Origin of the sequence: Curtobacterium sp. MCLR17_042, from assembly GCF_003234695.1 — a bacterium.
GTDB classification, from domain to species: domain Bacteria; phylum Actinomycetota; class Actinomycetes; order Actinomycetales; family Microbacteriaceae; genus Curtobacterium; species Curtobacterium flaccumfaciens.
This window is the reverse complement of the sequence record NZ_QKTD01000003.1, coordinates 207651-228812: the sequence shown is the minus strand read 5'-3', so window position 1 is coordinate 228812 and position 21162 is coordinate 207651. Positions and strand designations below refer to the sequence as shown.

Here is a 21162-nt window from a genome sequence, read left to right as displayed (position 1 = left end):
GACGCATGGACGCCGCCGAACTCACCGCACTGCTGACCCCCGACGGGATGGCCCTGCTCGACCGTACCCCGGGCGTCTCCGACGGTGGCGAGATCGTCCGCGTGGTGTCCCGGCTGCGCGCCGAGGGGCACGATCCCCGGCTCGTCGCCGCGGTGCTGACCCAGGCGAAGCTGCGGCTGAAGGCCCGCGGCAAGTTCGGCGACTTCGCCTCCCGCATGCTCTTCACCGAGGCCGGGCTCGAGCAGGCCACCCGGCTGCAGGTCGCGGCCCAGCACGCCGGACGCTTCGCGGCGGCCGGGCTGACCCGTGTCGCCGACCTCGGCTGCGGCATCGGCGGGGACGCCATGGCGATGGCGGCGCTCGACCTCGACGTCACCGCCGTCGACCGCGACGAGGTGACGGCGGCCGTCGCGACCCACAACCTCGCGGTGTGGCCGAACGCGCGGGTGGAGCTCGGGGATGCCGCGTCCTTCGACCTGTCCTCGGTGGACGGCGTGTGGATGGACCCCGCACGACGCACCTCCGGGCACTCGGACACCCGCCGCCTCGCCGACCCGGACGACTGGTCGCCCTCGCTCGACACCGTGTTCGCCGCGGCGACGACGACGCCGACCGGTGTGAAGCTCGGACCGGGCATCGACCGCGACCTGATCCCGGACACCGCCGAGGCGCAGTGGACCTCCGTCGACCGCGAGGTCGTCGAGCTCGCCCTGTGGTTCGGGCCCCTCGCCCGCCCCGGGATCCGCCGCGCTGCCACCGTCATCGGCGCGCACGGCATCGCCGAGATGACCGGAGCGGCCGACGCCGACGACGCCGAGGTCGGACCGCTCGGTGCCTACCTGTACGAGCCCGACGGCGCCGTGATCCGCGCACGGCTGATCGGCGACCTGGCACGGGGCCTCGACGGGCACATGCTGTCCGAGGGCATCGCCTACGTCACGTCCGACCGCGCCGCCACGACCCCCTTCGCGCAGGGCTTCCGGGTGCTCGACACGATGCCGCTCGACGTCAAGCGCCTGGCCGCACGGCTCGCCGCCGACGGCATCGGCACCGTCGAGATCAAGAAGCGCGGCGTCGACGTCGACCCGGCACAGTTCCGCAAGCGGCTGCGGTTGCGCGGATCGGGTCGCGTCACGCTCGTGCTCACCCGCCTGGAGGGACGCCACACGGCGATCCTGTGCGAGCGGCTCACCGACACGGTCGGCTGACGGCCGGGGGCCGCGTGCGGTGCTGCGTGCGCGTCAGCGTCGGCGTCAGCGTCAGTTGACGAAGGCGCCGGAGTTCGAGCTGTAGTCGGAGTAGTCCGAGTAGTCCGACGCGTTCGCGATCGAGATCCACACCAGGGCGACGATCAGGATGAACAGGCCCGTCAGGATCCAGCCGCCGATGATGCCGGCGAGCGCCAGGCCGCGGCCACCCTCCCCGGTCTGCTTGATCTTGCCGAGGGCGATGTGGCCCATGATCGCGCCGGCCGGGCTCGTCAGGATGATGATCGGCCAGATGATGATGCCGCCGAACGCGAAGACGATCGACAGGATCGACAGGACGTTCGTCTTCGGGCGCTGCGCGTAGGGCTGGTACGTGTACGGGTTCGACGCGTAGGGCTGCTGCTGCGCGTACGGGTTCTGCTGCTGGCCGTACGGGTTCTGCGGGGCGCCGTACGCGTTCTGCTGCTGCTGGGGAGCCGCGTACGGGTTCTGCTGCTGCTGCTGACCGTACGGGTTCGACGAGGCCTGCGGTGCCGCGTAGGGGTTCTGCTGCTGCCCGTACGGGTTCTGCTGCTGCCCGTACGGGTTCGACTGCTGCTGCTGCTGACCGTACGGGTTCTGCGGCTGCTGCGGAGCGCCGTACGGGTTCTGCTGCTGCGGGGCCGCGTACGGGTCCTGCTGCTGGCCGTACGGGTTCTGGGGCGCTTCCGGGGCCGACGGCGCCTGCGGTGCGTCAGGAGCCTGCGGGGCGTCCGGGGCGGGCGTGCCGTCGGGCTGTCCGTTCGTCGGGCCGTTCGGCGTCTCGCCCGGCTTCGGCCACTCGTTCTGATCGGACACCGTCCACCCCTCTCGGGCGTCCGGTCTCTCCGACGCCCGTGTGAATCCTCCCACAGGCTCCCGAAGAAGGACCGGGGCCGAACTGGTCAGACCTGGACGGTCGTCACCGGCAGGGTCGAGTCCGCCGCGATGCCGAGGTCGCTCGGCGCGTGCCCCTCGGCCACGAGTCGGGCGCCGACGGCGGCGATCATCGCGCCGTTGTCCGTGCACAGGTCGAACGGTGGGATCCGGAGCCGCACACCCGCGGCCGCGCAGCGCTCCTCGGCGACCTGTCGCAGTCGGGCGTTCGCGACGACCCCGCCACCGAGCAGCAGCCGGTCGACGCCGGTGTCGCGGCACGCGTTCAGGGCCTTGGTCAGCAGGACGTCGACGACGGCCTCGCGGAAGCTCGCGGCGACGTCGGCCACCGGCACCTCGCGGCCCTCGTCGCGGCAGCGCTCGACCCACCGTGCGACGGCGGTCTTGAGCCCCGAGAACGAGAAGTCGTACCGGTGCGCGGCCATGTCCTTCGGCAGCGTCAGTCCCCGGGGGAACCGGATCGCCGTCGGGTCGCCCTCGGCCGCAGCACGGTCGATCTGCGGGCCGCCGGGGTAGGGCAGTCCGAGCAGCCGCGCGACCTTGTCGAACGCCTCGCCCGCCGCGTCGTCGATCGTCTCGCCGAGCAGTTCGACGTCGCCGACCAGGTCCCGCACCAGCAGCAGTGACGTGTGGCCACCGGACACCAGCAGCGCGATCGTCGGCAGCTCGATCTCGCTGCCGTCCTCGCGCAGCACGTCGGCGCCGACGTGCCCGACCAGGTGGTTCACGCCGTACAGGGGCTTGCCGGTGGCCACGGCGAGCGCCTTCGCAGCGCCCACCCCGACCATGAGCGCCCCCGCCAGGCCCGGCCCGGCGGTCACCGCGACGGCGTCGAGTTCGTCGAGGGTGACGCCGGCACGCTCGAGCGCCTCGTGCAGCGTCGGGGTCATCGCCTCCAGGTGCGCCCGCGCGGCGACCTCGGGCACGACCCCGCCGTAGCGCGCGTGCTCGTCCATGCTCGAGGCGATCACGTTCGCCAGCAGGGTGCTCCCCCGCACGATGCCGACGCCCGTCTCGTCGCAGCTCGTCTCGATGCCGAGCACCAGTGGTTCAGTCGCGCTCACCGAGGGCCTCCTGTCCGATGGGTCCGACGACGGACGACCGCTCGGCGTCCGGGCCGGGCGGTTCCGCCCGCATCACCCACGCGTCGACGCCGTCCGGTTGGTAGTAGCGCGGCCGGGTCGCGATGTGCTCGAACCCGAACGCGATGTACATCGCCTGCGCCACGGGGTTGTCCGCTCGCACCTCGAGGAACACCTCGCGCACACCGCGGCGCCGCGCCTCGTCGAGCAGCTCCGTGAACAGGACCCTCCCGAGCCCCTTGCCGCGCTGGTCCGCGGCGACGGCGATGGTCTGTACGTCGGCCACCGGGTTGCCCGCGAGCGACGAGAGCCCGGCGTACCCGACGACCAGCGGCGCGGACGTGTCGTCGGCCGTCTCGATCACGACGTAGTACCCGTGCGGTGAGTACAGCTCGCCGGACATCTGCGACGCCGACCAGGCGTCCGTCGGGAACGAGACGTACTCGAGCCACATGATGTCGTCGAGGTCCTGCGGGTGTGCTCGCCGCAGGCGGAGCCCGTCCGGCAGGGTCACTGCTTCACCCGCTTGGGCGCACCCGGCACCGTGACGTCGGGGTCGCGCAGGTACAGGGGCGTGTCCTGGTCGAACGCCGCACCGGACGCGAGCCGGTCCGCGGCGAGCGAGCCGAGCCTCCAGGCCGGGATGGACGCGACCGTCACGCGGTCCCAGCCCACCGCTGCGGGCCGGGAGGCGCGGATCGCGTCGTCGAGATCGGCGGGCTTGGCGAGTCCGGGGCCGGCCACGCGGACGCCGTCGGCGTCGTAGGCGCTCCAGTAGACCTCGCGGCGGCGGGCGTCCGTGAGGACGACGAACGGACCGGCGATCCCCGAGTGGCGCTGGTCGAGGGCCACGGCGTCGTGGCTGACGAGGGGCAGGACGGGGAGGCCGCGTGCTGCGGCGAAGGTGCGGGCGGCGGCGATGCCGACGCGCAGGCCGGTGAAGGGGCCCGGGCCCATGCCGGCGACGACGCCGGTGACGTCGGCGCCGGTGATGCCGGCCTCGGCGAGGGTCTCGGCGAGGAACGGGCCGATCACCTCGGCGTGCCGGCGGCTGTCCTCGGTGTCGCGGGTCGCGAGGGCCTGGCCGGTGGCCGGGTCGACGACGGCGACGGAGGTCCCGGCGGAGGTGTCGATCGCGAGCAGCACCCGTCCATCGTAGGCGGGGCGGGGCAAGGCGTCAGTCCTCGTCGAGACTGCCAGCGACCGCGTTCCAGATCTCGTCGGCACGCCAGCGCTCGCGACCGCCTCTGCCCGCTCGCCCGAGTGACCGGAGCCAGCCGTACTCCTCGGCTCGACGGAGCAACGCGGATGCCGTCGGCTGTGACACGCCGAGCGCCCTCCGGACCGACGCCACCGTGAGGACGGGGTTCTTGAAGATCACGTCGACAAGCCCGGGGAGCGCCGAACGCTCCGTCCGCGCAGCGAGGCGGTATCGCTCGCGGATCTCCACGAGCTTCCGGATCCGCTCGGCGCTGTCATTCGCTCGGACGGTCACCGCCTCGGCGAAGAACTGGATCCACTCGTTGACCTCTCCGCGCTCCCGAACGGCCTGCAACCGCTCGTAGTACTCGGTTCGGTGTTGTTCGAAGTACCCCGAGATGTGCAAGATCGGCGCGGGCAGGATGCCGTCTGCGATCAGCGAGAACCCGATCAGGAGGCGCCCGATCCGACCATTGCCGTCGAGGAACGGGTGGATCGTCTCGAACTGGTAGTGCATCAGGGCGCACTTCACCGTGACCGACATCGAGTCCAGTGGTGCGTTGACGAAACGCTCCCAGTCGTCAAGGGTCTCGGGAAGGTGGTCCTGGTGCGGCGGGATGAACCGGGCAGTCTCCGGTCGAGCGTTCGGAGATCCGATCCACACTGGTGAGCGACGAAGCTCACCGGGCGACTTCTCGTCCCCACGGACGTCCCGCATCAGGGTCTCGTGGAGCGAACAGATGAACCGTTGGGTGATGGGGAGATCTGCGAGGAGCGCCACTCCTTCGCGGGCGGCCCGGAGGTAGTTGTCCACCTCGCGGAGATCCTCGTCGAGGATCTCGTCGTCGTTCTCGACGCTGAGCACATCGCTCAGTGACGCCTGGGTTCCCTCGATGCGCGAACTCGCCAGCGCCTCCTGCGCCATGGACGGGCCGAGCAGGAGTTCTGGTTCCTGGATGAGCTGCCCGAGCCCGGCGAGCCGACCGATCGCGATGTCCGCGCGTGACACCGCAGCGTTCGTCACGGGCTCGAGGACGAGTTCGCGTGGGAGGGGCGCGGGGAGGAAGTAGGCGTGCGGCCACTCCGACAACGGACGCGTGGCGAGTGTGCCGAAGCGTTCTGATCGGAAGTCTTCTCGACGCATCTCCTCATCATAAGCAAAGTGCCCTCTGCCCTATAACTTCAGATCGAACTTCCAAGCACCTGCACGTCGGGACGCGGGGACGTTCGATCCGTCATGCAAGTCAGGGGGCCGCGGCTAGTCGAAACGGACCGTGCTGGTGGGCGACGTCGCGCCCGTACCCGTCGCGGCCTCGTCCGCTGCTCCTCGAAGGTGCCGCAGCCGGGACCGCACACCGCCGTCCTGGCGACGCAGGACGATCGCAACGTCCGCCACGGACATCCCCGCGGCCGTCATTGCCTCGAGCCCGGTGTCCTCCTGCTGCGTCCACGGCGCGTAGGCGGCGGGCCGGTCGAGCCGAGCAGCGTCGACCTGCGGGTTGCCGGTCGGTGCAGCCCGGACCACCAGCGGGGACGACGGGTCGTCCGCTCCGGACGTCGTGGCGACGGCCGGCACCGGCGCCGACGCTGACCGCGGGCCGGTCGCCCGGACGTCCAGGCAGACGACGGCGGTCACCGGATGGCGTGCCACGACCGCTCCTGCGGGCGACCGGAACACCAACTCGGTGTCGTCACGGTCCACCGTGCCGACCTCCACGTCGCTGAAGCCGCCGGTGTCGAGGACGATGCGCATGGTTCCCCCGTTCGCGCTGACCAGATCTGCTGCGAGGCTACCGGTCGCCGGCCGGGGCACGGTCGACGACCGCCCGACGGACACCCTCCACCGCCGCGGCGACCGCGCGCTCGCGGGCCTCGGCGTCCTCGGTCTCGGAGTCGTGCACGAAAACGGTGGCGCCCCGCCGGGCACCGCAGAAGTCGACAATGCCGTGCTCGACCTGCGTCCGGAGCGCCTCGGCGTACCCGTGCCGTTCGTACACGCCGGCGTCGTCGCCCGCGATCGGCACCAGGTGGACAGTGAGCCGTTCGAGCGCCCGACGGATGCCGCCGTCCGGGTCGACGTCGAACGCCCAGCCGTTCACGAACACGCGGTCGATCCACCCCTTGAGCACCGCGGGCACGGACCACCACCAGACCGGGAACACGAGGACGAGGTCGGTGGCGCGGTCGATGCGCTGCTGCTCGGCGACGACGTCGGCCAGCGCGTCCGTGCCGGTCCGGTAGGTCTGCCGGTCGGCGAGGGTGAAGCGCGGGTCGAATCCCTCGGCCGCCAGGTCGGCGGTCTCGACCGTCCCCGCGGGCAGCGCGTCCCGCAGGCGAGCCGCGAGGTGGTGGGTGAGGGAGTCGGGGTCCGGGTGGGCGGTCACGATGAGCGTCGGCACACCGCATCCTCCCGGAGCCGGCTGGGTGGTACCGGGACACCCGCTGTCGCCCGGCCGCGCCGGCTCACACCGCGGTCAGGTCGAGGGACCAGGCGACCTCGCGCGCGAGCTGCCCGGTCCGCCGGAACGACCGGACCTGGTGGGTGGCGGCCAGGGCGGCCGCCAGGTCGTCGCGGTCGGCGAGGGTGAACCCGAGCGACTGCCAGAACGGACCGGAGCGCCGCGAGAACAGCCACGCCCGTCGCGCGCCCGTGACCGCGGCGTGGTCGACGGCGAAGCGCGCGAGCCGGGTGCCGTGGCCGAGCCCCCGGAGCTGCGGCGCGACCGCCACGCTGCGGACGAGCACGTGGACGCCGTCGGCGCTCGTCTCGTACCCGGTGCTGCCGACCACGCGGCCGTCCTCGGCACGGTCGACCCACAGCCGGACGGTCGGCTCGAGACCGGCACGGTCGTGGCCAGCACGGTCGAGCCCGGCGACGGTCAGGTCGGCACCGACGAGGAAGGTGCGGAGGTCGTCGACCGCACCGGTGTCCACGCGCTGCAGGGTCAGAGGTCGACGCCCGTCCAGCGCGGCCCCGTCGCGGTGACGACGACCCGGCGCGGCTCGTCGGGCACGTCGTCCGGATCGAGGTCGTCGTCGACACCGTGGTCGGCCGCGTCGGCGCCGGTGGCCCGGGTGATCTCGACGTCGAGCACGCTGTCGCTGATGCCGTCGACCATGCCGCGACCCCACTCGACGACGACGATCGCGGCGTCCCAGTCGAGGTCGAGGTCGTCCAGCTCGACCGGATCGGACAGGCGGTAGGCGTCGACGTGCACCAGGTCGGGGCCGGCGGTCGTCGGGTGGGTCCGGGCGAGGACGAAGGTCGGGCTGGACACCTGGCCGCGCGCACCGAGTGCAGCGCCGAGCCCGCGCGTCAGGGTCGTCTTGCCGGCACCGAGCGGCCCGGTCAGCACGACGAGGTCCCCCGCGCGCAGCACGGCGGCCAGCCGGGCGCCGAGCTCCCCCATCGCGTCGGTGCCGTCGACGGTGATGTCGAGCAGGACGCGCGCCGACTCGGTCACGGCCGCTCGCCCCGCAGGTACTCCCCGACCCGTCCCTCGATGTCGTGGCCCTCGTAGGACCGGGGCACACGGCTGCCGATGCGGCAGACGATCTCTTCACCGATGGTCTCGAGCGCTGCGCCCCACTCGAGCACGGTCATCTCGTCGTGCTCGCCGGTGCCGAACAGCACGACGGTGTCGCCGGTCTGCACGTCGTCCTCGCCGACGTCCACCAGGAACTGGTCCATCGCGACGCGGCCGGCGATCGGGTAGCGCTTGCCGCCGATCGCGACCTCGATGCGTCCCTGCGCCAGACGCGGGACCCCGTCGGCGTACCCGACGGGCACGAGCGCCAGGGTCGTCTCGGTCGCGGTGCGGTACGTGTAGTCGTAGGAGACGCCGGTGTCGACGGGGACGCGCTTCGTCTTCGCGACCGACGCGGTCAGGGTCATCACCGGCTCGAGTCCGAGGTCGGCCGCCGAGACGCCGTCGGCTCCGGGGATGCCGAACAGGTTCGCGCCCATCCGGACCATGTCCTTGCGGAACTCCTTGCGCTCCAGCCCCGCGAGCGACGCGGCGACGTGCTCCATCGGGACGTCGAGCCCCAGGTCCTCGGCGATCTCGATCGCGGCGTCGAACACGGCGACCGCGGCGCTGTCCTCGTGGTCGGACGCCTCGGCCAGGTGCGTGTACGCGGCGACGACCTCGATGCGGCCGTTCCGCTGGGCGTCCCGGGCGAGCTCGACGAGCGCCGGCCAGTCCGCCGGGGTCGCGCCGTCGCGGTGCAGGCCGGAGTCGACGCCGAGGTGCACCCGGGCCGGTCGCTGGTCGACGGCGTCGACGATGCGCTGCAGCTCGGCGACGTTCGAGACGCCGAGGTCGACGGCCGAGTCGATGGCGTCACGGAAGTCCAGGTCGGGGTCGTGCTGCCAGGTGAACAGGTGGACGTCCTCGCCGACGCCGATCGAGCGCAGGCGCAGGGCCGCGGGCACCGTCAGCACACCAATCCAGCGGATGCCGGCGTCGACGGCGGCGAGCGCGATCGGCTCGAGGCCGTGCCCGTACGCGTCGGCCTTCATGATCGCCATCACGGCGACCGGGTCCATCCACTCGCGGACACGGTCGAGGTTGGCCCGGTAGGCGTCGAGGTCGATGCGCGCCTGACGCAGCGGTGCGGAGCTCACGTCGTCCTCCGTTCCACGCTGCGGCCGATCCGGGCGACCACCTCGTAGTTGATCGTGCCGATGGCGTCGGCCCAGTCCTCGACGGCGGGGTCGCCGTTCGCGGGGTCGCCCCACAGCACGGCCTCGTCACCGACCTGGACGTCGGCGTCGCCGATGTCGACGTGCATGGCGTTCATCGCGACGCGTCCGACCACCGGGAACGTCCGGTCGCCGATCCGCACCGAGACCCGGTTGCCGAACTCGCGGTCGAAGCCGTCCGCGTAGCCGAGCCCGATCACGGCGAGACGGGTGTCCGTCTCGGCGCGCCACGTGTAGCCGTAGGAGACGCCGTCGCCCGCGGCGACCGGCACGGTGCGGAGCACGGCGGCGGTGACGCGCATCGCGGGGCGCAGCCCCAGGTCGGCCGAGGTGCGACCGTCGAAGGGGCTCAGCCCGTACAGGGCGAGTCCGACGCGGGACAGGTCGTGGCGGGTCTCCGGCACGGCGATGCTCGCGGCACTCGCGGCGAGGTGCACCACGTCCGGCACGATGCCGTTCGCGGCGAGGCCGTCCAGCGCCCGCTGCAGTGCGGCGTCCTGATCGAGGTCGTCGGTGCGCGACGCGTTCGACAGGTGGGACATGAGCCCCTCGACCCGGGTGCGGTTGCCGCCGCGGGCCAGGGCACCCGCGGTCGCGAAGAGCTCGGCCCACTCGGACTCGACCGCACCGTTGCGGCTCAGACCGGTGTCGACGCACAGGTGCACGGCGCGGACGTCGGAGTCGGCTGCTGCGGAGAGCTGCTCGACGCTCGACACCGCGGGCGTGACGTCGAACTGCGCGGCGCGACGGAAGTCCTCGTCGGGGGCGTGCAGCCACGCGAGGATCCGGACCCCCTCGTCGATGCCGCCCTGACGGAGCGCGACGGCCTCGTCGATGTCGGCGACCCCGAGCCACTCGGCACCGGCGTCCACGAAGGCCTGCGCGGCGTCGAGGGCCCCGTGGCCGTAGGCGTTCGCCTTGACGACGGCGATGACCCCGGCCGGGGCGACCCGGTCGGCGATGGTCGCGTAGTTCTCGATCAGGGCTCCGCGATCGACCGTGATGCCGGTGAACGCGCTCACGGGGCAGTTCCTTCCAGGACCACGTCTGTTCCTTCCAGGACCACGAACGCGGTCGCGATCCCTCCATCATGCGAGAGCGACAGGTGCACGCTCGTCACGCCACGCGCGTCCGCCACCTGCCGGGCGCCCTGGTGCAGGGTGAGCGACGGGTTCCGCTGGTCGTCGGACACGACCTCGAGGTCCTGCCAGCTCAGCCCGGCACTCGACCCGAAGGCCTTGATCAGGGCTTCCTTGGCAGCGAACCGTGCGGCGAGGGACGCGATCGGCCGGGGTTCGCCGTCACGGACCTGCTCGGACGGCGTGAACAGCCGCGCCCGCATCGCCGGTGTGCGCTCCAGCACCCGTTCGAACCGCTCCAGGTCGACCACGTCGACCCCGATCCCGATGATCACCGTCGCGACTACTCGACGGTGACCGACTTCGCGAGGTTGCGTGGCTGGTCGACGTCGAGGCCCTTGGCCGCGGCGAGCTCCATGCCGAACATGTGCAGCGGTGCCACGGCGAGCAGCGGCTCGAACAGCGGGGTCGCGAGCGGGATCCGCAGGACCTCGTCGGCGAAGGGCAGCACCGCGGCGTCGCCCTCTTCGGCGATCGCGATCACCCGTGCACCGCGTGCGCGGATCTCCTGGATGTTCGAGACGACCTTCGGGTGCAGCGATCGGGGGTCGCGCGGCGAGGGCACGATGACGAAGACGATCTGGCCCGGCTCGATCAGTGCGATCGGGCCGTGCTTGAGCTCACCGGCGGCGAAGCCCTCGGCGTGGATGTACGCGAGCTCCTTGAGCTTGAGGGCACCCTCGAGCGCGATCGGGTAGCCGACGTGGCGGCCGAGGAACAGCACGCTCCGGGTGTCCGCCATCCAGCGCGCCAGGTCCTTGATGCCGGCGGCGTCCTCGATGGTCTGCTGCAGCTTCGGGGCGAGCCCCTCGAGCTCGGCCACCTGCTCGGCGATCTGCTCGGTGGTGAGCGTGCCGCGCAGCGTCGCCAGGTGCAGCCCGAGCAGGTAGAGCGCGACGCCCTGGGCGATGAAGGCCTTGGTCGACGCGACGGCGACCTCGGGCCCGGCATGCGTGTAGATCACGGCGTCGGACTCACGCGGGATCGTGGCGCCCTGGGTGTTGCAGATCGACAGGACCTGCGCGCCCTGCTCGCGGGCGTACTTGACGGCCATGAGCGTGTCCATGGTCTCGCCGGACTGGCTGATCGAGACGACCAGGGTGCGCTCGTTCAGCACCGGGTCGCGGTAGCGGAACTCGTGCGCGAGCTCGACCTCGACCGGGATGCGGGCCCACTGTTCGATGGCGTACTTGCCGAGGATGCCGGCGTAGGCGGCGGTACCGCAGGCGATCACGATGACGCGGTCGACCGTCGCCAGGCGCTCGGCGATCGGGTCGAGGTCGGTCAGCGTGACGGCGCCGTCGTGGACGCGACCGAGGATCGTCTTCGCGACGGCCTCGGGCTCCTCGCTGATCTCCTTCGCCATGAACGAGCTCCAGCCGCCCTTGTCGGCGGCGGAGGCGTCCCAGTTGACCTCGAACTCGGTCGGCGTGGCCGGGGTGCCGTCGAAGTGGATGACGTCCACGCCGTCGGGGCGGATCGTGGCGATCTCGTCCTGCCCGATCGACAGCGCGCGCTGCGTGTAGGCGACGAAGGCGGCGACATCCGAGCCCATGAAGTTCTCACCGTCGCCGAGCCCGACCACCAGGGGCGAGTTGCGACGGGCACCGACGACGACGCCGGGCTGGTCGGCGTGCACGACGAGGAGCGTGAAGGCCCCTTCGAGCCGCTGCACGGCCTGCTGCATGGCGGCGGTCAGGTCACCGGTGTCGCGGAAGGCGCGTCCGACCAGGTGCGCGGCGACCTCCGAGTCGGTCTCGCTGCGGAACTCGATGCCCTCGGCCTGCAGTTCGGCGCGGAGCTCGGAGAAGTTCTCGATGATGCCGTTGTGGATGAGGGCGAGCTTGTCGCCGTCGGCCAGGTGCGGGTGGGCGTTGCCGTCGGTCGGGCCACCGTGGGTCGCCCAGCGGGTGTGCCCGATGCCCGTCGTGCCGTCCGGGATGGGCGACGACTCGAGCTCGTCGACCAGGGCCTGGAGCTTGCCGGCCTTCTTGGCCGACGCGAGGTCTCCGGCTGGGTCGACGACGGCGATGCCCGCCGAGTCGTAGCCGCGGTACTCGAGGCGACGGAGGCCACCGAGGAGGACGTCCTGGCTGCTGTTGCTGCCGACGTAGCCGACGATTCCACACATGGAACCGATCCTACGGTCTGCCTGGACGCCGACCCTGCGAAGCGACCGAGGGGAGCGAATCGAGCACAATCGGTGCCATTCTGCGGAAACTGTTAGACAAGCGTAGAGTCTCCTCGATGCACGCCGCACTCAACCCGTACTCGCCAGGCGCCGGCCTGCGCCCCCCGGAGCTGGTCGGACGCGACGCCGAGATCGAGGCGTTCGACCTCGTCGTGGCACGGTCGCGGCGCGCGCTCGGAACGCGCAGCATGATCCTCCACGGGCTGCGTGGGGTCGGGAAGACCGTCCTCCTGAACCAGTTCCGCATGCAGGCTGACGCCGCGGAGTGGTTGGTGGTCGACGTCGAAGGGCAGACGAGCGTGTCCGGCCGAGAGGGTGCTCGACGGAGGCTCGCGCGGGAGATCGCGCTCGCAGCACGTCGCCTTGCCCGCGGCCGCTCGGTCAGCGCAGCCGTGCAGCGCGCGCTCGGCACGGTCACGTCGTTCGGTGTGCACTTCGGGAACATCGGCTTCGACCTGGGGTTCTCCGCCGTCGAGGGTCGCGCGGACTCCGGCGTCATCGAGATCGACCTTGAGGAACTCGTCGAGGACCTCGCCCCCGCGCTGCGGGAGCAGAACCGCGCGCTCGCACTCTTCATCGACGAGGTCCAGGACCTCGACCTCGAGTTGCTGTCCGCGCTGCTGTCCGTCCAGCACCGGGCCGGACAACGTGGGTGGCCCTTCGTGATGGTGGGGGCCGGTCTGCCGAACGTGCCGGCCAAGCTCACTGCGGCGCGGTCCTACGCCGAGCGCCTCTTCGACTACCGGGAGATCGGGTCACTGCCGTCGGGAGCAGCCGCTGACGCACTCACCGTTCCGGCCGCCCGCTCCGGGGTGACTTTCGACGCCGCGGCGCTCGATCTCCTCATCGATGCCTCGGGCGGGTACCCGTACTACCTCCAGACCTACGGGGCGGCGGCGTGGGACCTCGCGGCCGACCGACGGATCACCCACGATGACGCAGCAGCTGCCGTCGACCGCGGCAACGCAGAACTCGACAGCGGTTTCTTCCCGGCCCGCTGGGACCGTGCCACACCCGCCGAGCGGCAGTACCTCGTGGCGATGTCGGACGACCCGGCCGGCGTCTCCGGGACTGCCGTCGTGGCATCGCGCCTCGGTGCGGAACCGAAGGGGACCAGCCCGGCACGACAGGGACTGATCGAGAAGGGCATCATCTACGCGCCCGAGCGCGGCAAGGTGGCGTTCACGGTGCCGAACATGGGCGAGTTCGTCCGCCGTCAGGCCGATCTCGACATCGTGGACTAGCGTCCGGGCCATGGGACGCTTCGACGACATCGCCATCACCACGCTGCACGGCGAGGACACCACGTTCGGCGCCTACGCCGACAAGGCCGTACTGGTCGTGAACGTCGCCTCCCGGTGCGGCCTCGCCCCGCAGTACGAGCAGCTCGAGGCCCTGCAGAAGCAGTACGGCCCCCGCGGGTTCACGGTGCTGGGCTTCCCGAGCAACCAGTTCCTGCAGGAGCTCGGCTCGTCCGAGGCGATCGACGAGTACTGCTCCACCACCTGGGGCGTCACGTTCCCGATGTCCGAGAAGGTCAAGGTCAACGGCAAGAGCGCCCACCCGCTCTACCAGGCCCTCAAGGAGACCCCGGACGCCGACGGCAAGGCCGGCCGGGTCGCCTGGAACTTCGAGAAGTTCCTCGTCGCCCCCGACGGCACCGTCACGCGCTTCCGCCCCACCACGAAGCCGGACGCCCCCGAGGTCGTCGCCGCCATCGAGGCGGCCCTCCCCGCCTGACGCGTCGCGTCCTGCGGACGCGCACCGAGCACTGGACTGGAGGCCCGGGGCACGTGAGCCGACCAGCTCACGTCCACCGGGCCTCCCGTCTGTACGCTCGATCCCATGCCGTTCTCGGAGACCGCCGTCGCGCACCCGACCCCGTTCGTGGAGATCCCGCGTGACGAGTGGTCCCAGCTCGCCCCGAAGGAGCACCTGTCGCTCACCGAGACCGAGATCGTGCAGCTGCGCGGTCTCGGTGACCGGTTGGACATGCAGGAGGTGCAGGAGGTCTACCTGCCGCTGTCCCGCCTGCTCACGCTCTACGCCGCCGGTGCGCGGGACCTGCACGCCGAGACGAGCCGGTTCCTCGGGGAGCGCGCCGGGCGCACACCGTTCGTCATCGGCGTCGCGGGTTCCGTCGCGGTCGGCAAGTCCACCGTCGCCCGTCTGCTGCGCGAGCTGACGAAGCGCTGGCCGGACACCCCTCGGGTGGAGCTCGTGACGACCGACGGCTTCCTGTACCCGAACGCCGAGCTCGAGCGCCGCGGGATCATGGACCGCAAGGGCTTCCCGGAGTCGTACGACCGCCGCTCCCTGCTGCGCTTCGTGAGCCAGGTGAAGAGCGGGGCGACCGAGGTCCGCGCGCCGTACTACTCGCACCTGGTCTATGACATCGTGCCCGATGCCGAGATCGTCGTCCGGCAGCCCGACGTGCTCATCGTCGAGGGCCTCAACGTGCTGGCGCCCCCGGTGCACGGGCGGCTCGCGCTGTCCGACCTGTTCGACTTCACGATCTACGTGGACGCGAAGACGAAGGACATCGAGTCCTGGTACGTCGACCGGTTCCTCGCCCTGCAGGAAGAGGCGTTCTCGAGCCCCGACTCGTTCTTCCACCGGTTCGCCTCGCTCTCGCGTGAGGACGCGGTCCGGACGGCGACCGAGGTCTGGCGGGCGATCAACGAGCCGAACCTGCTCGAGAACGTGCTGCCCACGCGCTCCCGCGCCACCCTGGTGCTGAAGAAGGGCGCGAACCACAAGGTGAACTCGGTCCTGCTCCGCAAGATCTGAGCGGAGACGCCCGGAACCAGGTTCCGGACACCACACCACGGAAGAACGCGGTGCTGTGTCCGGAACCTGGTTCCGTGAGCGGCGGAGGGGAACCTACGCGGCGTCGAGCGCCAGGCGGTCCTGCACGACGGCGGCGAGCTCCTCGGCGATGCGCTGGGCATCGTCCTGCGAGGCGGCCTCGACCATGACGCGAACGACCGGCTCGGTGCCCGACGGGCGGAGCAGCACGCGGCCGCTGTCCCCGAGCGCCTCGCTGGCGGCGGCGATGGCGTCCTGCACGCCCTGGTCGGCGAGCCCGTGACGATCGACGCCCCGGACGTTGAGCAGCACCTGCGGGAACACCGTCATGCACGAGGCGAGCTCCTGCAGGGTCTTGCCCGTGCGCGCCATCTCGGCGACCAGGTGCAGCCCGGTCAGGATGCCGTCACCCGTGGTGGCGAACTCGTTGAAGATGATGTGACCGGACTGCTCGCCACCGATGGAGTAGTCGCCCTCGGTCATCTTCTCGAGCACGTAGCGGTCGCCCACGCCGGCCTCGATCACGGTGATGCCCGCGTCGGCCATGGCGCGCTTCAGCCCGAGGTTCGACATGACCGTCGCGACGAGGGTGTCGTCCTTCAGGCGGCCGCGCTCCTGCAGGGACAGCGCGAGGATCGCCATGATCTGGTCGCCGTCGATCGCGTTGCCCGCGGCGTCGACCGCCAGGCAGCGGTCCGCGTCGCCGTCGTGCGCGATACCGACGTCGGCACCGTGCTCGAGCACCGCGCGGGCGAGGTTGTCGATGTGGGTCGAACCGACGCCGTCGTTGATGTTCCAGCCGTCGGGGTCGGCACCGATGAGCGTCACGCGGGCACCCGCGTTGACGAAGACCTCGGGGGAGACGCCGGCGGCGGCACCGTTGGCGCAGTCGAGCACCACGTGGATGCCGTCGAGCCGGTGCGGCAGCGTGCCGAGCAGGTGCACCACGTAGCGGTCCTCGGCGTCGGCGAACCGCGAGATGCGCCCGACGTCGATGCCGGTGGGGGTGGGTGCGGAGTGGTCGTGCATGGCCGCTTCGATGCGGTCCTCGACCTCGTCCGGCAGCTTGCGGCCACCCGTGGCGAAGAACTTGATCCCGTTGTCGGGAGCGGGGTTGTGCGATGCGGAGATCATCACGCCGAAGTCGGCGTCGATGTCCGCGACGAGGAACGCCGCGGCGGGGGTGGGGATGACCCCGGCGTCGAGCACGTCGACGCCGGCCGAGGCGAGCCCGGCCGCGACGGCGGCACCGAGGAACTCGCCGGAGACGCGCGGGTCACGCGCGAGGACCGCGCGCGGGCGCGGTCGACCCGACGCCCGGCGGGCGTCAGCATGGTGTCCGTGTGTGAGGACGGCCGCGCTCGCCTGGGCAAGACCCAGTGCGAGCGCGGCCGTCAGCTCGCCGTTGGCGAGACCACGAACCCCGTCGGTACCGAACAGACGCGGCATTGCGATCTTCAGCCGGTGACGACTAGCGCTTCGAGAACTGCGAAGCCTTGCGGGCCTTCTTGAGACCGGCCTTCTTGCGCTCGATGACGCGGGCGTCACGGGTGAGGAAGCCGGCCTTCTTGAGGGTCGCGCGGTTGTTCTCGCGGTCGATCTCGTTCAGGGTGCGGGCGATGGCGAGGCGGAGCGCGCCGGCCTGACCCGAGGGGCCGCCACCGGTGATGCGGGCGACGACGTCGTACGAGCCGAGGAGCTCGAGCACCTTGAAGGGGTCGTTGATGAGCTGCTGGTGCAGCTTGTTCGGGAAGTAGTCCTCCAGCGTGCGGCCGTTCACGACGAACGTGCCGGAGCCCGGGACGAGCCGGACGCGCGCGATGGCCTCCTTGCGGCGCCCGACGGCACCGCCGGAGACGTTGAGGATCTGACGGGGAGCGGCCTCGGCAGCGGCGGGTGCGCTCTCCGTGGTGAAGCTCTCCGGGGTCTGGTCGAGGGAATCAGCGATCTGAGCCATGAGTTTTCTGTGTCCTTGAAGTCGTCGTGGCCGGAACTACTGTGCGACCTGGTCGAAGATGTACGGCTTGGGCTGCTGCGCGGCGTGCGGGTGCTCCGCGCCGGCGTAGACCTTCAGCTTCTTGAGCTGCTCGCGGCCGAGGGTGTTCTTCGGCAGCATGCCGCGGATCGCCTTCTCGACGGCGCGGGTGGGGTGCTTCTCGAGCATCTCCGGGTAGGAGGTCGCCGTCAGGCCGCCCGGGTAACCCGAGTGACGGTAGTAGACCTTCTTCGCGAGCTTCGAACCGGTCAGGGCGACCTTGTCGGCGTTCACGATGATGACGAAGTCACCCATGTCCATGTGCTGGGCGAAGGTGGCCTTGTGCTTGCCGCGCAGGAGCGCCGCGGCGTGGGTGGCGAGACGGCCGAGGACGACGTCGGTGGCGTCGATGACGATCCAGTCGTGCTGGACGTCTGCCGGCTTCGGTGAGAACGTGCGAGTCACAGGAGTGCTGCTTTCGTGTCGAGGTGAGGAGTCCGTGAATCCCACTCCGGTCGGGAGTTCCACGGGCAGAAGCACGGGGAACACCTCGGTTGGAGGGCTCATCTGACTGTCCGCGCGCGGGGCGCACAGACCAAGGTGAGAGCCTAGCCGACGCGGGGTACGTCGGTCAAACGCGGCCGGCTGCCGGCCTGGAGGCGCGGGGCGGCCCCGCACCGCGCCTCCCGTCCGCACCGCGGTCGCGCCCACCGCCCATCGTGAGCAGCAATGGTCGGGTCCGCTGTGCGAACCCGACCATTCCTGCTCACGACGTGCGCACGTGGGACGTGGGGACTACTCCGCAGCCACAGTCCGACGGCGGCGACGCACGACCAGCACGCCCGCGCCCGCCGCGAGCAGCAGGAACGCCACCAGCGCACCGGCACCGAGGCCCGCAGCACCCGTGAACGCGAGCTGCCCGTCCGTGGTGATCGTGATCGGGGTCCACCCGATCAGGCTCCCGTCCGCAGCCGTCACCGCCAACCGGTGCGCACCAGCCACCGTGTCCGCCGGGATCGTCACCCGAACCGTCCCGTCGGATGCGACCACGGCCGTGCCGATCAGCGTCGGCTCCGAGAACAGCCACACGTTGACCATGTCACCGGCAGACGCGGTGCCGACCGTCACCGTGATCGTCTCCCCCGCACGAGCGGTCGCCGGAGCAGACACCCCACCACGGTTCGCCTCCGTCAACAACGACTCCGACGGCGCCACCGGAGCAACCGGCGGGGTGATCCCGTCGACCGGCGGCACCGGAGTCGGGGTCGGCGTCGGGTTCGGCACCGGGGTCGGCGTCGGAGTCGGCACCGGCGTCGGGTCCGTGCCCGGGTCGGTGCCCGCGGCGTCCAGGTCGAACCCGACCAGGATCGGGTCGTGGTCGCTCGCCCGGTACACGTCGTCGGTGTACAGGTTCGTCGCGTTGTAGTTGTAGCGGCTGTACTCCAGGCCCACCGACTCGACCGAGTTGATGTTCCAGATGTCCACGCCCGTGACCGTCTCGAGCGCGGCCTCCGACGCGAACACGTGGTCGAGCGAGCCGCTCAGGCCGGAGAACACGTACGAGTACTCGGTGCTGTCGAGCGACGGGCCGAGGTCGGTGTAGCCGGCCTCGTCGAGGACCACCACCGGGTCCTCCTTGCTGTAGGCGTTGAAGTCGCCGAGCATGAACACCTTGTCGGTGCCGTACTGCTCCTGCATGTCGGTGGAGAAGGTCACGAGGGCCTTCGCCTGCTCGACGCGGTCGGCGTTCGAGGCCCCCTGCCCGTCGCCCTGGTCGGCGTTCTCGCCGGTGCCGGAGCCCTTGGACTTGAAGTGGTTCGCGATCACCAGGAAGTCATCGTCCGCGTTGCCGCCGACCGGGCGGAACGCGTCCGCGACGGGCTGGCGGGCGTTCGTGAACGCGTCGTCGAGCAGGATCGTCGACTCGCCGACGGGCTCGACGCGGTCCTTCTTGTAGATGAGGGCGAGGCGGATGACGTCCTCGCTCGCGGGCACGACGGCCGGGGACTTCGCGTAGGCCCAGGTGTCCTGGCCGGTGGCGGCGTTGAGCGCGTCGACCAGGGTGGCCACGGCGGCGTCACGGTCCTGACCGAAGCGGACGGAGTTCTCGATCTCCTCGAGCGAGACGACGTCGGCGTCCAGGCCGTTGATGGCCTTCACGATCTTGACCTGCTGGCGCAGGAAGTCCTCCTGCTCGGCGGCACCGCGGGCGTCGCAGCCGGAGTTCACCGTGACGGGGTCACCGGCACGGTCGGTGTAGTACTTGCAGCCGGTGAGCTCGTCGCCCGTGGTCGGGAAGTAGTTGAGCACGTTGAAGCCGGCGAGCTTCAGGTCGCCACCGACGTCCTGCGGTGCCGGCTGGCGCACCTTCGAGAACGACGCCGGCAGCTCGGCGGCCGGGGTCGCACCCGTGATCGGGGCGGTCGGCTGGAACTTCCACCCGTTGTTGCGGTAGTCGAGGACGACCGGCTCGGTGAAGGTGGCGGCGGCCCCGACCGTGACCGGGCCCTGGGTGAGCCACGACACCGGGATGCCCTGGTTCGCCTGGGTCAGGAAGTTGGTGCTCGCACCGTCGTCGAGCGTGACCTTGCGCGCGGCGTTGTCGGCCTCGACGGCCTTCGCCTCGGCGCTGCCCGGTCGGCCGACCTCCGTCGGCTGGACCAGGCGCTTCGTGCCGCTGGCGAGCACGACCTCGCCGTACTGGTTCGTCGTGTAGTTGTCGGCGACCGTGTACGCGCCCTGGGGAGCGACGAGCATGCTCTCGAGCGACTCCCGCTGGGCGTCGGACGACGGGAACGCGACCGCTGCGGGCTGTGGCGCCGCGACGGTGTCGTCCAGCTGCTGCAGCGACGAGGCCCCGGACACCGTGAGCTCGGTCAGGCCGAAGTACTCGGACACGGCACCGGTGACCCGCACGTGGTCGCCCTCGTGCACCAGGCCGGCGGTGGCGGACGAGAAGACGAACACCGCGTCGGACGCGGTGTGGGCGCCGAGGTCGATCGCACCGCCGGTGCCGGGGGTCTGGATCGTGTAGCCGTTGAAGCCACCGGTGCCGTAGACCGCGGTGACGACGCCGTCGGTCGTGACGTTCTTGCCGGCGTACGGCGAGGTGTCCGTGGTGCCCTGCAGCTGGGCGATGGTCACCGTCTCGGCGGGGGTGCCGGGCGTCGGGGTCCCGCCGTCACCCGGGTCGGTCGGGTCCGTGGGCTCGGTCGGTGCCGTCGTCTCGCCCGCGGCGTTCCGCGGGGTGAGCGTCGTCGTCACGGAGAAGTCCGCACCGTTGACGTCGGTGTCCGTGGTGCCCTGGCGGACCAGGCCGTTCGGCACGGAGTTGTCCCCGGTCACGGTGCGCACGGCCGACTCGAACGTGTTCGAGGCGCCGTAGCCGAGCAGGTCGACCACGCCGTCGGTGCCGGTGGTGACGGGTCCGGCGGCGAGCGCCAGGGGTGCGGTGGCGTCGGACAGCACGAGCGTGCCCGTGGTGCCCGAGGGGTTGAGCGTCGCGGTGTCGTCGGCGGCGGGCAGGTCCTCGCCGGCCGGGGTGGCCCCGCCGTTGCCCGCCATCGACACCAGGAAGGTGCCCTTCGCCGGCACGGTGCCCTGGAGTGCACTGGCCGAGAACGTGCCGGTGCCCGTGGCGGACCGGTACTGGAGCGACCACCCGTCGAGCGACACGGCGGCGTCGGTCGGGTTGCCGATCTCGACGAACTTCTCGTTGTAGAACGCGCCCTTGCTCCCCGCCTTCAGGTAGGCCTCCTCGATGACGAGGTCGGTCCCCTCGGGGTTCGCGGTCGCTGCGGTGACGGTGACGAGTGGGGCCGCGAGGAGCGTCGCGGCCGCCGTGGCGCACAGCAGAGTGCGCCCGAGGGTGTTGGCCATGCCCGCACGCTACCGACCTGCGGGGACATTCAGGTTGCGTCGAGGTAAATGATTGCGTTC

The 21162-nt window shown here is 71.3% G+C and carries 21 protein-coding genes; 4 read left to right on the top strand and 17 right to left on the bottom strand.

Features of this window, described 5'->3' with window-relative positions:
- The first annotated feature begins 5 nt into the window (after positions 1-5).
- Positions 6-1208, top strand: coding sequence for a class I SAM-dependent methyltransferase (locus DEJ02_RS05515; RefSeq protein WP_111032264.1), 1203 nt, complete (start codon positions 6-8; stop codon positions 1206-1208).
- Positions 1209-1259: 51 nt separating this feature from the next.
- On the opposite strand, the gene DEJ02_RS18265 is transcribed toward DEJ02_RS05515, so the two are convergent.
- The 13 genes from DEJ02_RS18265 to glmS all read right to left on the bottom strand — a co-directional run bounded on the left by DEJ02_RS18265 (position 1260) and on the right by glmS (position 12380).
- On the bottom strand, positions 1260-2045 hold the full coding sequence (locus DEJ02_RS18265) for a DUF4190 domain-containing protein (RefSeq protein WP_146249219.1): 786 nt from the start codon (positions 2043-2045) through the stop codon (positions 1260-1262).
- 86 nt (positions 2046-2131) lie between these two features.
- Entirely contained in the window at positions 2132-3187 is a 1056-nt protein-coding gene (gene tsaD / locus DEJ02_RS05500) for a tRNA (adenosine(37)-N6)-threonylcarbamoyltransferase complex transferase subunit TsaD (protein WP_111023300.1), read from the bottom strand.
- Complete coding sequence (rimI, locus tag DEJ02_RS05495; protein ID WP_111032262.1) at positions 3174-3719, bottom strand: ribosomal protein S18-alanine N-acetyltransferase; 546 nt, start codon at positions 3717-3719, stop codon at positions 3174-3176. The genes tsaD and rimI overlap by 14 nt, the downstream gene beginning before the upstream one ends.
- Positions 3716-4351 carry a tRNA (adenosine(37)-N6)-threonylcarbamoyltransferase complex dimerization subunit type 1 TsaB gene (tsaB, locus tag DEJ02_RS05490; RefSeq protein WP_111032261.1) on the bottom strand — a complete coding sequence of 212 codons (636 nt, stop codon included), beginning with the start codon at positions 4349-4351 and terminating at the stop codon, positions 3716-3718. The genes rimI and tsaB overlap by 4 nt, the downstream gene beginning before the upstream one ends.
- A gap of 31 nt (positions 4352-4382) precedes the next feature.
- Entirely contained in the window at positions 4383-5549 is a 1167-nt protein-coding gene (locus tag DEJ02_RS05485; RefSeq protein ID WP_111032260.1) for a Fic family protein, read from the bottom strand.
- A 114-nt stretch (positions 5550-5663) separates the two neighbouring features.
- The gene (locus DEJ02_RS05480; protein WP_128780465.1) at positions 5664-6158 is read right to left on the bottom strand and encodes a hypothetical protein; all 495 of its coding nucleotides are present in this window, start codon (positions 6156-6158) and stop codon (positions 5664-5666) included.
- Positions 6159-6195: 37 nt separating this feature from the next.
- The gene (locus tag DEJ02_RS05475; protein ID WP_071406146.1) at positions 6196-6804 is read right to left on the bottom strand and encodes an NAD(P)H-dependent oxidoreductase; all 609 of its coding nucleotides are present in this window, start codon (positions 6802-6804) and stop codon (positions 6196-6198) included.
- A gap of 64 nt (positions 6805-6868) precedes the next feature.
- On the bottom strand, positions 6869-7339 hold the full coding sequence (locus DEJ02_RS05470; protein WP_111032258.1) for a GNAT family N-acetyltransferase: 471 nt from the start codon (positions 7337-7339) through the stop codon (positions 6869-6871).
- 11 nt (positions 7340-7350) lie between these two features.
- Positions 7351-7869, bottom strand: a complete 519-nt coding sequence (gene tsaE, locus DEJ02_RS05465) for a tRNA (adenosine(37)-N6)-threonylcarbamoyltransferase complex ATPase subunit type 1 TsaE (protein ID WP_258378666.1) — start codon at positions 7867-7869, stop codon at positions 7351-7353.
- Positions 7866-9032, bottom strand: coding sequence for an alanine racemase (gene alr, locus DEJ02_RS05460; protein WP_181440278.1), 1167 nt, complete (start codon positions 9030-9032; stop codon positions 7866-7868). Before alr (DEJ02_RS05460) ends, tsaE begins: the two co-directional genes overlap by 4 nt.
- Positions 9029-10132 (bottom strand): alanine racemase, encoded by a 1104-nt coding sequence (alr, locus tag DEJ02_RS05455; RefSeq protein ID WP_111032256.1) that lies wholly within the window; start codon positions 10130-10132, stop codon positions 9029-9031. Before alr (DEJ02_RS05455) ends, alr (DEJ02_RS05460) begins: the two co-directional genes overlap by 4 nt.
- Positions 10129-10524: a holo-ACP synthase gene (locus DEJ02_RS05450; protein ID WP_111032255.1), complete on the bottom strand. Its 396-nt coding sequence runs from the start codon at positions 10522-10524 to the stop codon at positions 10129-10131. Before DEJ02_RS05450 ends, alr (DEJ02_RS05455) begins: the two co-directional genes overlap by 4 nt.
- Before the next feature lie 8 nt (positions 10525-10532).
- Positions 10533-12380, bottom strand: a complete 1848-nt coding sequence (gene glmS, locus DEJ02_RS05445; RefSeq protein WP_111032254.1) for a glutamine--fructose-6-phosphate transaminase (isomerizing) — start codon at positions 12378-12380, stop codon at positions 10533-10535.
- 116 nt (positions 12381-12496) lie between these two features.
- Between glmS and DEJ02_RS05440 the strand changes: the two genes are divergently transcribed.
- The 3 genes from DEJ02_RS05440 (at position 12497) to coaA (ending at position 15230) form a co-directional block, all read left to right on the top strand.
- Entirely contained in the window at positions 12497-13684 is a 1188-nt protein-coding gene (locus DEJ02_RS05440) for an ATP-binding protein (protein ID WP_111032253.1), read from the top strand.
- Between the two features lie 10 nt (positions 13685-13694).
- On the top strand, positions 13695-14180 hold the full coding sequence (locus DEJ02_RS05435; RefSeq protein WP_071245463.1) for a glutathione peroxidase: 486 nt from the start codon (positions 13695-13697) through the stop codon (positions 14178-14180).
- A 105-nt stretch (positions 14181-14285) separates the two neighbouring features.
- On the top strand, positions 14286-15230 hold the full coding sequence (gene coaA / locus DEJ02_RS05430) for a type I pantothenate kinase (RefSeq protein ID WP_111032252.1): 945 nt from the start codon (positions 14286-14288) through the stop codon (positions 15228-15230).
- Between the two features lie 93 nt (positions 15231-15323).
- On the opposite strand, the gene glmM is transcribed toward coaA, so the two are convergent.
- The 4 genes from glmM to DEJ02_RS05410 form a co-directional block, all read right to left on the bottom strand.
- On the bottom strand, positions 15324-16697 hold the full coding sequence (glmM, locus tag DEJ02_RS05425; RefSeq protein WP_071406153.1) for a phosphoglucosamine mutase: 1374 nt from the start codon (positions 16695-16697) through the stop codon (positions 15324-15326).
- A 22-nt stretch (positions 16698-16719) separates the two neighbouring features.
- Positions 16720-17205, bottom strand: a complete 486-nt coding sequence (gene rpsI / locus DEJ02_RS05420) for a 30S ribosomal protein S9 (protein ID WP_027466716.1) — start codon at positions 17203-17205, stop codon at positions 16720-16722.
- A gap of 36 nt (positions 17206-17241) precedes the next feature.
- Complete coding sequence (gene rplM, locus DEJ02_RS05415) at positions 17242-17688, bottom strand: 50S ribosomal protein L13 (RefSeq protein ID WP_027466717.1); 447 nt, start codon at positions 17686-17688, stop codon at positions 17242-17244.
- A 330-nt stretch (positions 17689-18018) separates the two neighbouring features.
- Entirely contained in the window at positions 18019-21102 is a 3084-nt protein-coding gene (locus DEJ02_RS05410; RefSeq protein WP_111032251.1) for an ExeM/NucH family extracellular endonuclease, read from the bottom strand.
- Positions 21103-21162 lie beyond the last annotated feature (60 nt).